Genomic DNA, 16,203 nt, shown 5'->3' with positions numbered 1-16,203 from the left:
TAAATTAACAGTGGAATTAATCATGCAGCAACATCCTTTCGATATCTTAGCGTTAGATTCGCCATTAGACTCATTGTGTGAGAATGGCGCCAAATTAATTTTTACCCCGTGCCCTGGTACCAAAGATGAACCGTTAATCGAGTCGCTTGCCACATTAAAACGTGCCGGCACGCAGATGTTAATCACCTTGATGTTCGATGACGAAATGGCGCGCAATAATGCTACCGAACTACCGACAGAATGCGCCAAACAACAGATCGCCTGGGTGCAATTGCCCATTTTAGACGATGCCGCACCCGGTGCCGAATTTGAAGCTAATTGGTTAGCTAATAAAGCGCAGATTATTGAGGTGATTAATAACCAAGGCACCATTGCGGTGCATTGCAAAGGCGGTTCGGGACGCACTGGATTAGTGATTGGGTTAATTCTTGCCAGCCTTGGTTGGCCAAAAGATAAAGCAGTAACTGCGGTGCAAAGCTTACGGCCAAAAGCACTGACGCATTCGATCCAACGCGATTATTTCAATGCTTTTAATTGTTAACCTCATCTTTTACTCGAGTTGAGGTTAGTTAACTTTATTTAGTAGGACACCATTATGACGATAAAAATAGGCATTAACGGTTTTGGCCGTATGGGACGTTTATCTATGCGCGCTGCATATGATTGGGACGATGTTGAAATAGTGCACATTAACGATCCTGCTGGCGACGCTGCGACCTTGGCCCATTTAATGACCTTTGATTCAGTGCATGGCCGTTGGCATCATGAGGCGACCCATCATGGGGAGGCGATAGTGATTAATGGTAACGCCATTCCTTGTAGTCGTAATATTGCGACTAAAGATACCGATTGGTCAAAATGTGACGTGGTGATTGAAGCATCAGGTAAGATAAAAACCACAGCCTTGCTGCAAGCTTATTTAGATCAAGGTGTAAAACGGGTTGTGGTGACTGCGCCAGTAAAAGAAGACGGCGTGTTAAACATTGTGATGGGTGTAAACGAGCATTTATACGATAAAGCCATCCACCCTATAGTGACCGCGGCATCTTGTACCACCAACTGTTTGGCGCCAGTGGTGAAAGTGATCCATGAGAAAATTGGCATTAAGCATGGCTCGATGACGACAATCCACGACATTACTAATACCCAAACTATTTTGGATGCACCGCATCAAGACTTACGCCGCGCAAGGGCTTGTGGCATCAGTTTAATTCCGACCACCACGGGGTCAGCGACTGCCATCACCCATATTTTTCCTGAGCTAAAAGGCAAGTTAAATGGCCATGCGATACGCGTGCCGTTAGCTAATGCTTCGCTTACCGATTGCGTGTTTGAAGTGGCGCGAGGCACTACAGTTGAAGAAGTAAATCAGCTGCTTAAGCAGGCATCACAACAAGAACTTGCAGGCATTATGGGCTATGAAGAACGTCCATTAGTGTCGGTAGATTATAAAACCGACCCACGTTCAAGCATTATCGATGCCTTGTCGACCATGGTAGTCAATGACACCCAAGTTAAGCTGTATGTGTGGTACGACAATGAGTGGGGATACGCTAATCGCACTGCAGAGCTGGCGCGCAAAGTCGGCTTAGCTGATAAGGAATAGCGTTCATGGGGCTGGTTTCATTGCGTAGCTTACCACCATCGATAAAGCAGTATTTGCTGATCACCGCTAATTATTGGGCATTTACCTTAACCGATGGCGCCTTGCGTATGCTGGTGGTGCTGTACTTTCATCAGCTAGGTTACAGCCCGTTAAATATTGCGATGTTGTTTTTGTTTTATGAAATCTTTGGGGTGATCACCAATCTTATTGGCGGTTGGTTAGGGGCAAGGCTTGGCCTTAATAACACCATGAATATTGGCTTAGGCCTGCAAATCGTGGCGTTAGCCATGCTAACCGTGCCTGCTGACATGCTCACAGTGGTTTACGTGATGGCAGCGCAGGCCTTGTCGGGTATCGCCAAAGATTTGAATAAAATGAGCGCCAAAAGTGCCATTAAAACTCTGGTGCCAGCAGATGCCGAGGGTAAGCTTTATCAGTGGGTGGCGCTGTTAACCGGTTCTAAAAATGCCTTAAAAGGGGTGGGGTTCTTTTTAGGTGGTGTGTTGCTTACGGGCTTGGGATTTAGAGGGGCTATTATGTTAATGGCCACGTTATTAGGCATTGTATGGTTATTTAGTTTAGTGACCTTAAAAGATGATTTAGGCAAAGCTAAAAACAAACCCAAATTCAAAGATATTTTTTCGAAAAGTCAGGCGATTAACTTACTGTCGGCGGCGCGGATGTTTTTGTTTGGCGCCAGAGATGTATGGTTTGTGGTGGCATTACCGGTATTTTTAGCCACAACCTTTGGCTGGGATCATTGGTGGGTTGGCGGCTTTATGGCTAGCTGGGTAATTGGTTATGGGATCGTACAATCTATTGCACCTTATTTCACCGGTAAACGGCAGGGCAAAGTGCCGAGCGGTCGAGCTGCATTTGCATGGGCAAGCTACTTATTACTGATCCCGGCGGCTATTGCTCTCACTCTGCATTTTGACTTTTATATCCAGGTAACATTAATAGCGGGTTTATTGTTATTTGGCGCGGTGTTTGCGATTAATTCATCACTGCACAGCTACTTAATCGTTAGCTACGCCAGCAGTGATGGAGTGTCACTGGATGTGGGTTTTTACTATATGGCTAATGCCATGGGACGGTTAATGGGTACAGTACTTTCAGGTTGGGTGTTTCAAGAATATGGCTTAGAAGCCTGTTTATGGATATCCAGTAGTTTTGTCGCTCTTGCTGCCTTAATTTCACTTAAGTTGCCTCATAAAGGGTAAGCCATTACAGCTAATAGATGCATTTTTGTTTACATATCGATATTTCGCTACCTAACCGTGATAGCCTGAAATCCTTACCGTATCATCGGTAAAAATTGCCTGCTCGACTATGGCTTCTTCATTATTGATCTTCTTACCTTAAATTAAAATATCTACAAATCATGGTCTTATAGTTTTTTGTTGAAGTTGGCACAATGTTAGCTTTAACTAACACATAGTCGTGGTGTGAATTGTTAATTTTGACGATAGAGATAAGATATTTGTGTCAACCGTCAGCGTAAATTCAACGCACATCACAATGTGAACCGTACACCAAGGAGGTTTTTATGTTGGGCTGGACATTAATGTTTTAGTTATAGCCGTTATAGCGGGTCTATTGGGTTTTACGGGTATTGCCGGTGCCGCAGCAGGTATCGCGAAAATTATTTTCTTTATTTTTATTGTGTTACTGGTGATTTCATTAGTAGCCAATGCGATTAGAGGCAAAGGTCCCCGAGCATAGTAGTTAACCTGATCTCTTAACTCGAGATAAGGTTAGCGATATAAAATTATTCGATTACAACCATCATCTTGGAGATGAATATGAAATTATTAAAATTACTGACAATGGCAAGCTTAATGGTGTTTTTAACCGCAGGTTTATCAGCCTGTTCAGATAACAAAGCTGAGAATGCTGGCGAGAAAGTGGATGAAATGATGCAAGATGCAGGTAATGCTGTTGAAGATGCATGTGAAGATGTAAAAGAAGGTATGAAAGCAGAAGATCCAGACTGTTAACTACCAAATCTATCTAATTAACTATTTTATCCGTTCAGAGCCATTAAGCTTTTTAGCTTAGGATTATTGATGTAGGGGTAATTGCCTTTACGCTAATGTAAGCTGAAGTGGAATACTTGAGTGACTGCCGCGAAGAGACCAGAGTGTTATTACAATAAGCATTAGCCCAAGCAGCACACATGTGCTGCTTTTCTATCGCAGGAGGACCCCCATGCTCAGCCGAATTCATATTAAATATTATTATACCCTTGGCGTATTATTGGCTTTGTGCTTATGTGTGGCGCTTCCTTACGTGGTACTTAAGCTCATTTTTGGCTGGATTGCATTGTCTTTGGGGCTGGTGAGTTCGGCGTATTGGGTTAATAGCGCAGGCATATTCCGTAAAAGCCAAGATGGCAGTATTCCTTGGTATATCAGTTGGAGTTTTATTCCATTTTTAATGGGTTGCCAAGTGTATAACGCTTGGGCGAGACAGCACGATAAAGTGCCCGCAATCCAAAAAATTGATAAGCAGTTGTATTTGGCTTGTCGATTGTTTCCGAGTGATATTAGCCTGCTTAAGGAAAGAAAAATTGATGCGATTTTGGATGTTACTGCCGAATTTGACGCATTAGAGTGGACCTTGGTTGATGAACATATCGCCTATTTAAATATTCCCGTATTGGATCACAGCGTGCCGACTGTCGCGCAGTTAAATCAAGCCATCAATTGGTTGCACACTCAAGTCGGTAACGGCAAAAATGTGGTGGTGCATTGTGCCTTAGGTCGAGGACGTTCTGTGTTGGTGTTAGCGGCTTATTTGGTGTGTCGTGATCAACACAGTGATTTTAGTGATGTGCTTAAATCCATTAATAATATTCGTCAAACGGCACGGTTAAATAAATGGCAGTTGGCTGCGGTAGAGAAAATGCATAGCCGGAACCAAATTAACATCCACAAACGCGCTTGGTTAATTGTTAACCCAGTGTCAGGTGGTGGCAAGTGGCATGATGAAGCTGATCATATAATCCAAACCTTGTCGGACTATTTTCAGCTTGAAGTGCTGCATACCGCCAAAGATAAGTCAGCTGGGCAACTCGCCGAACATGCCAAAAACAAGGGTGCGGATATTATTGTGGCCTGCGGTGGTGATGGCACAGTTAACGAGGTGGCATCGGTTATTGTCGATACTGATATTTTCTTAGGTATTATTCCGATGGGAACCACCAACGCACTAAGTCATACCTTATTTGGCGTAACCAGTAAGTTGGTTCCTGTGTCGCAAGCGCTTGATATTTTAATTCAAGGTCATTGTCAGCGAATTGATACCGCCATTTGTAATAATCAGTTGATGTTGTTGCTGGTGGGATTAGGCTTTGAGCAAAAAATGATTGAAAAAGCTGATCGTGACCGAAAAGATCAGCTAGGCCAGTGGGCATATCTTAATGGTTTGTGGGAGGCGATAGAAGAAAACCAACCATTGTCGATGAGGTTACAGCTTGATGGTGGTGAAATTCAAGTGATTAACACCACTAGCCTAGTGATTGCCAATGCTGCACCCTTTACCAGTTTGTTAGCACAAGGTAATGGTGAACCCAATATCACCGATGGCTTGTTAGACATTACTTGGATTGAGTCGAGTGAAGTATCACAACAACAATTATTGAGTATGACCGAGCTGCTATTTGCTGGCTTAACCGGAGCGCGTGAGGATGATCAAGTGAGTGGTATTCGGCATGTACAAGCCAAGAAAATCTACTTAAATACTGATTCGTCATGCCAATATGTGATTGACGGTGAGTTATTTGAATCTGAAGATCTGTGTATTAAAGTCAAGCCCAAGTCCCTAAAGGTGTTTATACCTAATGTCAGTAAACACCTTTAGCGAATGTTTGCTAAGTCGCTAGCTTTTGGTTGGGATAATTAATACCGCAAGCGGTTATTTTACTGCGTTGATATGTACTTGTATCTTGTTGTTAAGTGGCAGCTGAAGCGTGTTGTACAAGCGCAAACAGTGCCAGAAAAGGGGTCATCAGCATATCGACCACGGTTGCGCTGAAACGCACCGACAATCAACGGCTGGACGAGAGTATTAAGCCAAATACTCACTAATAATGCTTATTTTACCATGACAATACAATAACAGACTCGATGTTTCGCAAAATGTAGACGACTGGTCTATTCTTGTTTATTCTGTCACTAAAATGGGAGGCCCTATGAACAAAAATATCACCAGTAAACAGTCGATTTGTGCCGTAGGCGAAAAGCTTTTTGCTTTGCATGGATACAGTGGCGTAGGCATTAAATTGATCCTCGATGAAGTCGGCATTCCTAAAGGTTCTTTTTACCATTATTTTGCCAGTAAAGAAGCGTTTGCAGCTGCCGTTGCCGAACATTATTTCCAACAACGCATTCAACCCATTGCGATTGATCCTAGTGCGAATTTTAAAGCCAATTTATCGACGCTATTGAATGGCTATCATCAACTCATTGATGAGCTTTTTAGTGGTCATCAGCCTCGCGGCTGTGTTATCGGTAACTTGATGGTTGAGGTGAGTCCACAATCACCATTATTGCATCAAACATTGACTCATCTTTACGATAAATGGTTAGGTTTATTGAGTGCACTTATTCAACAAGGTCAACAACAAGGGCATATTCGTGCCGACTTATCGGCATCAATATTAGCGAGTGTTTTTTGGTCAAACTGGCAAGGAACTATGCTACGCTCACAAATTAAAGCGGATAAAATAGCGACTAAACGGGCTTTAGTGCAGTGCATGCAAATGATGACTCGTTAAACGTCTATATCGGCAAGCGTGATTTTGATTGCTTATTGTGACACGTTTATATTTTGGGTGATTTTTCGGGTCTTGGAGTGGGTCGAATTGACTAAAGGATTATTAGTTGGTTGTGTAGTGGTGTTGTTGTCTGCGTGTGCGGCAAAGCCTCCTGTGGTTGCGCCTATACCTGTGGCGGTACCGCCTATGTTGCAACCGCCGCCAAAATGGAGCGAGTCAAACCTGCTAAGTTTTCATAACGAATGGAAAGGTACCCCTTATCGTTTAGGTGGGCTGAGTAAAAACGGTATTGATTGTTCAGGATTTGTGTATTTGGCTTACCTTAATATTGTCGGTGACAAATTACCTCGTACTGTAAACGCGCAGCGTATTATGGGTAAAGAGGTGCCGCGAGCTCAGTTGCAAACGGGCGATTTAGTGTTTTTTAAAACCACTCGAACCGTTCGCCATGTCGGTATTTACATGGGCAACAATCGTTTTTTACATGCCTCGACTAAAAAAGGGGTCAAAATTTCGAGTTTGAATAATATCTATTGGAAGCCGCGTTTTTGGTTTGCAACACGCTTAAAAAACCCAACGCTTGAGCAAAACATGTCGATAGCCAGTCTTGTTGATCATGTTCAACAGCAAGACAATTTATAATGCGCCATCAGCCTAATGAGCAGGTGCTCTTCAATGTGAATGTCGACATCGGTTATATTTTAAAGGGTTAGATTACCTAATGCTATTTCATCTAAGTTATTAATTTGTTTTAACTATTTATATTTTGGCATAAGGTTCATGTACAGCAGATGCTTGAGTTAGTGGCAGGGCAATAAAAAAGAGCTAACCCTAGGGTTAGCTCTTTTTTGTGATGATTGATCCCATTAGGTATTTAGTCGTGCGACTCGACTGGTTCAGCTAACTCGGCGTTATGTTTGCCACGCTTAGCCAGAGCATAGTAAAACAGTGGCGTGAGGATAAGGCCAAAAATAGTCACCCCAATCATGCCAGAGAATACTGCAACACCCATTGCTTGGCGCATTTCTGAACCTGGTCCGCTCGAGAATACCATAGGTACCACCCCCATAATGAAGGCAATCGAGGTCATTAAAATAGGCCGTAAACGTAAACGACCCGCTTCAAGTATCGCCTCTAATGGTTGCATGCCTTTGTCTTGTAACTCCTTGGCAAACTCAACAATCAGAATGGCGTTTTTGGTTGCCAGCCCCACCAGTACAATCAAACCAATCTGGGTAAAGATATTGTTATCGCCACCGTAGATAAGCACCCCTGTTAATGCTGACAATAGTGTCATTGGAATAATAAGAATAATGGCTAATGGCAAGGTTAAACTTTCATATTGCGCCGCTAATACCATAAACACTAATAAGATAATTAACGGATAAATATAGGTACCCGCATTACCGGCCAAAATCTGCTGGTAAGTGATCTCTGTCCACTCGTAAGTCATGCCATTGGGTAAGGTTTCTGCCAATATTTTTTCAATCGCAGCTTGTGCCTCACCAGAACTGTATCCTGGCGCAGCACCACCGTTAAGTTCTGCAGTGGTAAAACCGTTGTAATGCATGACTCGGTCAGGCCCGGATGTATTGGTCACATTAATAAATGAACCAATAGGCACCATTTCGCCTTGGTTGTTGCGTACTTTAAGTTGGGCTATTTGTTCTGGCGTTTGTCTAAACTGCTCATCGGCTTGCACCTTAACTTGATAAGTGCGGCCAAATTGGTTGAAGTCGTTGGCGTAAACCGAGCCCATGTAACCCTGTAATGTGGAAAACAATTCGTCTAACGACACCGATTGTTGTTTGGCTTTAGTACGATCAATGTTCACGTCAAGTTGTGGCACACTCACTTGATAACTCGAGAACACCCCCGCTAACTCTGGCGTTGCCCATGCTTTTTGCATCACTTCCATGGTCACTTTATACAACTCTTCATAACCGTAGTTTGCCCGGTCTTGAATTTGTAATCTAAAGCCACCAATGGTGCCTAAGCCTTGTACTGGCGGTGGTGGGAAAATCGCAATATACGCACCGTCAATGGCGGCAAACTGTTGATTTAACGCTGCTGCAATTGCGCCTGCTGATAATGATGGATCTTTGCGATCGGCAAAGTCATCCAACGGGGTAAACAAAATGGCGCTATTGGTGCTGTTAGTAAAGCCATTAATGCTTAAGCCTGGAAAGGCTACCGCATGGGCGACACCAGGTTGCGCTAAGGCAATTCGTGACATTTCTTTCACGACAGCTTCAGTGCGATCTAATGACGCGGCATCAGGCAATTGTGCAAAGGCGATAAGATATTGTTTATCTTGCCCTGGTACATAACCAGTAGGGGTGTTGGCAAATTGTAAGCCTGTTAAGCCGACTAAACCGATATAAATAATGCCGACAACCGCACCAAAACGGATGATCTTTTTAACCAGCCAACCGTAACCTTCAGACATGCGCGCAAACAGGCGATTAAATGGATTGAATAGCCAGCCTCCCAGCAGTTTATCCATGCCACGAGTAAGCACATCTTTTTTCTCGTGATGACCTTTAAGCAGTAATGCCGATAATGCAGGGCTCAGGGTTAACGAGTTAATCGCTGAAATAAAGGTGGAAATGGTGATCGTCAGCGCGAACTGCTTATAAAACTGGCCGGTTAAACCTGACATAAAGGCGGTTGGAATAAATACTGCTGCTAGAACCAGTGTGGTGGCGACAATCGGGCCGGTCACTTCTTTCATTGCCTTTTGGGTGGCAGCAACAGGAGATAAACCGTCAGAGATATTTCGTTCAACGTTTTCAACCACCACGATAGCATCGTCAACGACAATACCGATGGCTAATACCAAACCAAATAATGATAAGGCATTCAGTGAGAAGCCCAATAGGTGCATAAAGGCAAAGGTACCCACAAGCGATACCGGAACGGCCACTAATGGAATAATGGATGCGCGCCACGTTTGTAAAAACAGTACCACGACGAGTACTACCAGCAATAAAGCTTCGAGCAGTGTTTGCACTACCGCTTTTATTGAACCGCGGACGAACACGGTTGGATCGTAGACGATGTCGTAGGTTAATCCTTCTGGAAATGCCTGAGACAATTCAGCCATTTTAGAACGGACATCATCAGATATTTGAATCGCGTTTGAACCCGATGCTTGGAAAACAGGTAGTGCAGCAGCGTCTTTATTGTCTAACATTGAACGTAGGGCATAAGTTGATGCGCCTAATTCAACCCGAGCAACATCCTTTAAACGGGTGATCTGACCTTCATCGCCCACTTTAATAATAATATTCTCGAACTCTTCAACGCTGGATAAACGACCTTTAACGTTGATCAATAATTGGAAATCACTGTCGCCACTAGGTTGTGCGCCTAGGCTTCCTGCTGCTGCTTGTTGGTTTTGCTCACGAATAGCGGCAACAATATTACTCGGAGATAAACTGATTGCTGCCACTTTATTAGGATCTAGCCATACACGCATACTGTAGTCACCTGCGCCAAATACGCGCACCGCCCCTACACCGGTAATTCGGGCTAATTCGTCTTTCACTTTCAATACCGCATAGTTAGACAGATATAACATGTCATAACGGTTATCGGGCGAGGTTAAATGCACCACCATGGTTAAACTCGGTGATGACTTTTCGGTCACAATACCTAAGCGTTGTACTTCTTCTGGTAAGCGAGGTTTTGCACGCTCTACACGGCTTTGCACTTGGGTTTGAGCTAAATCAACGTCAGTACCAATCGCAAAGGTGATGGTTAGCGTCATGCGGCCATCGGATGTGGCTTGTGAAGACATGTACAACATGTTTTCTACGCCGTTTATCTCTTGCTCAAGTGGTGAGGCAACCGTTTCGGCGATTACTTTTGGGTTGGCGCCTGGGTAGTTTGCCGTAACAACGACTGTTGGCGGTACTACCTCAGGGTATTCGGTGATCGGTAATTGCCATACCGCCAGCGCGCCTGAAATAAAGAACAGTAGCGACAGAACAGCGGCAAAAATCGGTCTTTTAATAAAAAATTGAGACAACATAGTGTAGTTTCCTTAACCTTGACTAGCGTCATCAGCAACTTGTGCTGTGAGAGGCTGGTTATCGAGGATTTGTTGCGCTTGATGCAAGGCTTCAAGCTGACCGTCACCTGCCATTTCGGTCAGGTTTGGCTCAATAGTGACGTTAGGACGTACTTTTTGCAGGCTGTTAACCACGATGGTGTCGTTAGGCGATAACCCTGCGGTAATAATACGCAAACCATGAAGTTTCGCTCCGAGGCTAACACCACGATATTCAAGGATATTTTTGTCGCTTACCACTAAGACAAACTTGTTGCTTAGGTCAGTCATAATGGCTTTGTCGTCAATTAAAATACGTTGATACGACTCGCTACCAGCAATGCTGATGCGAGCAAATAAGCCTGGAAGTAACTGATTGTCTTGATTAGCAAAGTTGGCTCTAACACGAATAGTACCGGTTTGTTGGTTTACTGCATTATCAACAAAGTCGATCACGCCTTGGTGATTAAAACTGGTTTCATTGGCAAGCGCCATAACCACGGCATTGTTACCTAAACGAGGATTCTGGCGTTTATTCTCGAACGATAAGGCCGCATATTTTAAATAGCTTTGCTCGTCGATATCGAAATAAGCGTACATATGCGATGTTGATACTAAACTGGTGAGATGTGTTTGTCCTGCCGTAACGAAGTTACCTGCGGTTTCGTTGGCATATGAAACACGACCCGTGATAGGAGCGGTAACATGGGTGTATTCAACGTTAAGTTGTGCGCGGGTTAATGCGGCGTTAACTGACGCAACCGCTGCCGCAGTTTGATGCATAGTAGAGCGACGAGTATCAATTAGCTCTTCTGATACCGCTTTTTGATAAAAAAGTTTATTTGCCCGTGCGTAGTCATTTTTAGCGAGTTGATTGGCCGATAGAGCACTGGTTAATTCTGCTTTAAGGCGTTCATATTCAGCAATAAAAACACTCGAGTCGATGGTAAATAACACATCGCCTTTTTGCACTAGCGCGCCTTCTTTAAAGTTAATCGATTCAATATAGCCCGATACGCGAGGCACTAAAGTGACCTTTTCAGGGGCTTGTAAGCGTCCGGTAAATTGATCCCACTCGGTAATGCGCTCATAAAGCACGTTAGCAACATCTACCTTAGGCGCTGCAGATGTATTGGCTTGTTGTGCAGGTTGTTCGCCGCACGCCACTAATAGCAATGCCGTTAGGCTGACTAATAAAGTGGTTTTAATTGATGTTAACGTCTTCATGGTGCGGTCCTTTAATCAATAGCATTTACGTTTGTTTCAGCAGGCTATAGGGTCGTTATATTGGTGTGCGGATTAATTTTATACCGATAGGTAAAAAATGTTCTGTACCGAACGGTAATATATAGATTAAAATAACCCTGTCAATGACTTTTGTACCGACAGGTATTAAATTATTTTGACAAGAGGTTCAATTAGCGGGAAGATAAAGTAACATCACTACTTACAAGGTGATTTGTTGCGATGAAATAGCGTTAATCAATACTTGTTCAATTGTTATAATTGCGACAAATCTGCACAATATTAACCCTAAGATGGCTTAATATTATGCTAAAGTATGCGGGTTATTTGTCATTAGAAAGCCAGTTAAGTTTCTGATAAGTAAAGCTGCGTTAATATATGAGGTACTATTTATGACAATCACAAAAGCAGCTTGCGTTGGTCGCCCTCGTGGGTTCGATATCGACTTAGCATTAGAGCAAGCGCTTAATGTTTTCTGGCGTCATGGATATGAAGGGACTTCTTTAAACGAGCTAACCGAGGCAATGGGGATCAAGAAGCCTAGCCTGTATGCCGCATTTGGTAATAAAGAGCAGCTATTTTTAAAAGCCATCGATTTATACGAAAACCGCCCAGATTCATTATTTAATACGGCTTTTAAACATCAATATGTTGCTGATGTGGTTCGCGGCTTATTGCTTGGCGCTGCAGCCAAGTTTACTGACTGTAGCCACCCTCAAGGTTGCGCATTAATTAACAGCACCCTTTCATGTAGTGAGGCGAGCGAGTCTATTAAACAAGCTGTTTTAGAGCGCAAAGCGCAACATAAGCTCCAGTTGATTGCCCGATTTGAGCAAGCCAAGCATCAAGGTGAATTAAATGCAGATTGTCAGCCTGAAGTGTTAGCGCGATTCATTAGCACCTTGTTTCAGGGAATGTCGATTCAAGCATCAGAAGGGGCAAGCATTGAAGAGTTGCAGCAAGTCGCTAGCATGGCGATTGCAGGTATTTTGATTTTATACGTCAATCCTAAGTAGCTTATTCAGTAGCTTATTAACTCGGTTACTAAGGCTAGCCATTCAGTAAATCAATTGATACTGTAATTTTCACCGTATCTTTTACCGTCTCAATCTTCTCTCAATATTGACTCTTTTGTTTGTTACTCCTTGTTCATATAGCCCTAACAGCCGCTGCTGGTAATACTGTAAAACGTCGGTTCGGTGGTATTCGTTGAATCAACATTGTAAAGCAAGCTACTGTTACCCGTATTGCCATATCCTTTAGGGTAAATATGCATGGTTTTTCCTGGATCATTAAATAATCCCCAGTCCGCGGTAATCTCATCTTGTGCACCAGTCATCACTTCAAAAGAACCGTCAATAGCCGCTGCTACATTGGCTGGTGAAGATGTAATGTAGCCCACAGTGGTGCTAATCGGTGTGCCATTAACTGCCACCGAACCGGGTTCGAGCTTTTCTTGACCAGTTAATACTGCTTTAGAATACACTAAGGTATTGGCCGACTTTAACGCCCCTTGCAAACCATTTAAATTGGCGATAAGCGCATCACTTTTTAGGTTAATAAACTTCGGCGCAGCTACCACAGCCAAAATACCTAAAATAATGATCACTACAACTAGCTCGATAAGGGTAAAGCCGCGCTGTCGATTAGTATGCATATTGTGATCTCGTTTTTATAGTCATCAGCAACCTAGCATGTAAACTAAGCCGAACTAAAAAGGTAATATAGGATAAATACTCTATTAGACGAAGTCATTGTTTATACTGAAACAGTGATCTATTTATCGATCTGTTATTTTGTGAACTTGCATTTATTTGGTAGATTGTCGGTCTATAAGTGCATTATTGATTTAACCTCAACTCTAGCTGAGATTGATTTACCCACATTAGGGAAAGATAACCATGAGCAAAGCTAAAATAGGCATCGTTACCGTGAGCGATCGTGCCAGCGCGGGTATATATGAAGATTTGTCGGGCAAAGCTATTATTGATGTATTAACTGAATACTTAACCTCTGAATGGGAACCTGTTTACAAGGTGATCCCAGATGAGGGTGACGTTATTGAAGCCACATTAATTGATTTAGCCGACAACCAAGATTGTTGTTTAATCGTGACCACTGGTGGAACGGGTCCTTCCAAACGCGATGTTACCCCAGAAGCTACCGAAGCTGTGTGCGATAGAATGATGCCAGGCTTTGGTGAACTCATGCGCGCCGAGTCATTAAAGTTTGTACCAACTGCTATTTTATCACGTCAAACTGCAGGATTACGCGGCGATTCGCTGATTGTCAATTTGCCCGGTAAACCTAAGTCTATTCGCGAATGTTTAGATGCGGTATTCCCAGCCATTCCATACTGTATCGACTTAATGGATGGACCGTTTTTGGTGTGTGACGAAGCAGTGATCAAGCCATTTAGACCTAAAGCTAAGTAATTAAAAAAATTCAGTTTCTGCTATGTTAAAGCGTGTCGTGAGGATAAAAAGACCCATACGATACGCTTTATAACCATTATGATGTGGAGGTAAAGGTATTTATATCCTATTTGATAATAGAAAATTAGAGGCATAGGTGTAAAATATAGATCTAAATATTGAAGGACTAAATCGTGAAAGCAAGGATGTTTTATGAGTAATACCTCTGCAATACCAAGTGGTCTTGCAATACATATTGTTGAGAAGCGTATGGCGGTCAATGTATTGATCCTTGCGCTATACAACATGCCAACAAAAGAAACCTTTGAGCATTTTAAATTTGTTAACTCTCATCTAATCGATGGCTTTGCTAAGCCTGGTCAAATCGTTTTAATTTCTCCTTTAAATACATTTGAGTGCACAATAGAAGAACAAGAGTTTCAAAAGTATGCGTTGGTTATTGATAAAAAGTTGAGAGAGCTTGATGAGATTGAAAAAGAAGTTTTGGCCAAGCGGTACGACTTACTCAGTAATGTTGCTAAATATAACGGCTTATTATTAGGCGTAGCTAATAACACTTGGAACTCGCATGTTAGCTTTGTAAAGGAGAACTTAAAAAATTTAGAGCAGACGTATGTTAAGACTTATAACGCAAAAGGTAACTTGAGGTCTCCTGAGTTTCAACATCGAAGGAAGGTTATCTTTTCTAATTTAAAGAATGCTTTAAGACGCTTTGGTCAGCCCGCGTTTGGTGAAAATTTAATGCCAGGAGATATTCGAACTCAATTAGGTTTAAGTAGCAAAAGTTTAATTAGACGTTGGGATAAAATGGGCGGACATGCTCAAAATATTCCTATTTTTGCTGAACATTATAAAACTGTAGCGAATATGGCAAAAAACTTAAAGCGTGTTGGATATGTAGGCGTTGTATTAACGGGTGTTGAGGCAACAGCAAATATCCAACGAGCTTGTCTTGAAGGTACAGGTCTTGAGTGTACTAAAGCTAAATATGTTGAGACGGGCAAAGGCGCTGGATCTATTGTCGGGGGCGCTGGCGGTGGTTTTATTGCAAGTTATGGTTTATGTTCAATTGTTTTTGGTCTTCCTAGTGGCGGGACTAGTTTACTATGGTGTGGGATAGTCGCCGGTGGTGTTGGAGGATATTTTGGGGCGAAGCATGGGGGTCATTATATAGGAGATAAAGCAGAACTTTTGTACGAGGTGATAGAAAAATAATGTCAATAACAGATCTTATAGGGCTTTTATTAGGTGGCAGCTTTGTATTTTTAGGTTTATTTGTTTTGTTGCCTATGTTGTTATATATATACAAAAAACGTATTAAGTCAGTTGAAGGGATATTAGAAAATGGACGTGAATATTTCTCATTAAACATCTTTTTAACAGGACATGGAACGCTTCATTATGCGAGTGTTTTTATGTTTGATTGGTATGCAAAGCGGTATAATTTATTTCATTTAAAAGATTGTGTACCAACTAAAATAACACGTATTTTTAAAGTTTATTATATCATTTTTATGATTGATTCACTCTGTTTTGTTACTATGGTTATTTTAGATTACATATATCCAACTATAAAATAATTTTATGATGGGAATTTAATATTTAGATCTAATATTATCTGAGTATGATAGTTATCCAGGATTTTTAACAGATAAAATTTTTATTATCAAGTTTTTGATGATTATTTTGACTTCTCCTTTATTATATAAGTATTACTTTAAAAGCGTATAGAAAAATTTAGAGGAAGGGCCTTTTTTATTCATTGAATGTTTTTATGTTGGATTTTGAACATTATATTTATATTTATTGGCATACTAAACGTTATAAATTATTTGAGTTAAGGCATGAAATCCCTCTAAACGTACAATGGCAATTCAAGCTTTTTCATTGTTTTCATGTCTAATTGCATATGTGCTGTTATTGCTAGTATGTTGTCAGAACTTTCGTTGATTAACTCTTAAGGTCATCGCGATTGTCCAGCATTTACTGGAATATATTAATTGATTAAAAATTTGGTTAATAGTTTATTTATCAGCTATTTATTGACTTCAAATGAATGCTATTAGCCAACAGAAATAGCCGA

At 41.9% G+C, this 16,203-nt stretch carries 14 protein-coding genes and 1 pseudogene; 12 read left to right on the top strand and 3 right to left on the bottom strand.

The genetic code is table 11. The annotated features are described in order from the left end of the window. Nucleotides 1–22 precede the first annotated feature (22 nt). From AAEZ02_RS00905 to AAEZ02_RS00870, 8 genes and pseudogenes are all read left to right on the top strand, one after another. Nucleotides 23–541, top strand: a complete 519-nt coding sequence (locus AAEZ02_RS00905) for a phosphatase domain-containing putative toxin (RefSeq protein WP_124012893.1) — start codon at nt 23–25, stop codon at nt 539–541. A 54-nt stretch (nt 542–595) separates the two neighbouring features. Further along, nucleotides 596–1,606, top strand: a complete 1,011-nt coding sequence (locus AAEZ02_RS00900; protein ID WP_124012892.1) for an ArsJ-associated glyceraldehyde-3-phosphate dehydrogenase — start codon at nt 596–598, stop codon at nt 1,604–1,606. Nucleotides 1,607–1,611: 5 nt separating this feature from the next. Next, nucleotides 1,612–2,829 carry an organoarsenical effux MFS transporter ArsJ gene (gene arsJ / locus AAEZ02_RS00895; RefSeq protein ID WP_351075396.1) on the top strand — a complete coding sequence of 406 codons (1,218 nt, stop codon included), beginning with the start codon at nt 1,612–1,614 and terminating at the stop codon, nt 2,827–2,829. A gap of 326 nt (nt 2,830–3,155) precedes the next feature. Continuing rightward, nucleotides 3,156–3,331 (top strand): annotated as a pseudogene (locus tag AAEZ02_RS00890) (DUF1328 family protein). Between the two features lie 80 nt (nt 3,332–3,411). Continuing rightward, on the top strand, nt 3,412–3,606 hold the full coding sequence (locus tag AAEZ02_RS00885; protein WP_011639406.1) for a hypothetical protein: 195 nt from the start codon (nt 3,412–3,414) through the stop codon (nt 3,604–3,606). 211 nt (nt 3,607–3,817) lie between these two features. Then, on the top strand, nt 3,818–5,470 hold the full coding sequence (locus AAEZ02_RS00880) for a diacylglycerol kinase family protein (protein WP_124012890.1): 1,653 nt from the start codon (nt 3,818–3,820) through the stop codon (nt 5,468–5,470). Between the two features lie 331 nt (nt 5,471–5,801). After that, nucleotides 5,802–6,386, top strand: a complete 585-nt coding sequence (locus AAEZ02_RS00875; protein ID WP_164839421.1) for a TetR/AcrR family transcriptional regulator — start codon at nt 5,802–5,804, stop codon at nt 6,384–6,386. 87 nt (nt 6,387–6,473) lie between these two features. Further along, nucleotides 6,474–7,028: a C40 family peptidase gene (locus AAEZ02_RS00870; protein ID WP_233768594.1), complete on the top strand. Its 555-nt coding sequence runs from the start codon at nt 6,474–6,476 to the stop codon at nt 7,026–7,028. Between the two features lie 232 nt (nt 7,029–7,260). Here the strand turns inward: AAEZ02_RS00870 and AAEZ02_RS00865 are convergent, their stop codons facing one another. Together AAEZ02_RS00865 and AAEZ02_RS00860 are read right to left on the bottom strand one after the other, a co-directional pair. Beyond that, nucleotides 7,261–10,422 (bottom strand): efflux RND transporter permease subunit, encoded by a 3,162-nt coding sequence (locus AAEZ02_RS00865; RefSeq protein ID WP_124012888.1) that lies wholly within the window; start codon nt 10,420–10,422, stop codon nt 7,261–7,263. Between the two features lie 12 nt (nt 10,423–10,434). After that, nucleotides 10,435–11,667 carry an efflux RND transporter periplasmic adaptor subunit gene (locus tag AAEZ02_RS00860; protein WP_124012887.1) on the bottom strand — a complete coding sequence of 411 codons (1,233 nt, stop codon included), beginning with the start codon at nt 11,665–11,667 and terminating at the stop codon, nt 10,435–10,437. A gap of 410 nt (nt 11,668–12,077) precedes the next feature. Here AAEZ02_RS00860 and AAEZ02_RS00855 point away from each other — a divergent pair, with 410 nt between their 5' ends. Further along, nucleotides 12,078–12,701, top strand: a complete 624-nt coding sequence (locus tag AAEZ02_RS00855) for a TetR/AcrR family transcriptional regulator (protein ID WP_124012886.1) — start codon at nt 12,078–12,080, stop codon at nt 12,699–12,701. Between the two features lie 143 nt (nt 12,702–12,844). Here the strand turns inward: AAEZ02_RS00855 and AAEZ02_RS00850 are convergent, their stop codons facing one another. Beyond that, the gene (locus tag AAEZ02_RS00850) at nt 12,845–13,342 is read right to left on the bottom strand and encodes a prepilin-type N-terminal cleavage/methylation domain-containing protein (protein ID WP_124012885.1); all 498 of its coding nucleotides are present in this window, start codon (nt 13,340–13,342) and stop codon (nt 12,845–12,847) included. A 244-nt stretch (nt 13,343–13,586) separates the two neighbouring features. Here AAEZ02_RS00850 and mog point away from each other — a divergent pair, with 244 nt between their 5' ends. The 3 genes from mog to AAEZ02_RS00835 all read left to right on the top strand — a co-directional run bounded on the left by mog (nt 13,587) and on the right by AAEZ02_RS00835 (nt 15,700). Continuing rightward, nucleotides 13,587–14,120 carry a molybdopterin adenylyltransferase gene (gene mog / locus AAEZ02_RS00845; RefSeq protein WP_101033387.1) on the top strand — a complete coding sequence of 178 codons (534 nt, stop codon included), beginning with the start codon at nt 13,587–13,589 and terminating at the stop codon, nt 14,118–14,120. Nucleotides 14,121–14,312: 192 nt separating this feature from the next. After that, a complete protein-coding gene (locus AAEZ02_RS00840; RefSeq protein ID WP_124693458.1) occupies nt 14,313–15,335 on the top strand; it encodes a hypothetical protein in 1,023 nt (340 codons plus the stop codon). After that, nucleotides 15,335–15,700 (top strand): hypothetical protein, encoded by a 366-nt coding sequence (locus AAEZ02_RS00835; protein ID WP_124012882.1) that lies wholly within the window; start codon nt 15,335–15,337, stop codon nt 15,698–15,700. The genes AAEZ02_RS00840 and AAEZ02_RS00835 overlap by 1 nt, the downstream gene beginning before the upstream one ends. Nucleotides 15,701–16,203: the final 503 nt, after the last annotated feature.

Source organism: Shewanella sp. T24-MNA-CIBAN-0130 (genome assembly GCF_040310185.1).
GTDB lineage: Bacteria > Pseudomonadota > Gammaproteobacteria > Enterobacterales > Shewanellaceae > Shewanella > Shewanella psychromarinicola.
Note: the sequence above shows the minus strand (reverse complement) of the source record. Positions and strands in the feature narration are given on the sequence as shown.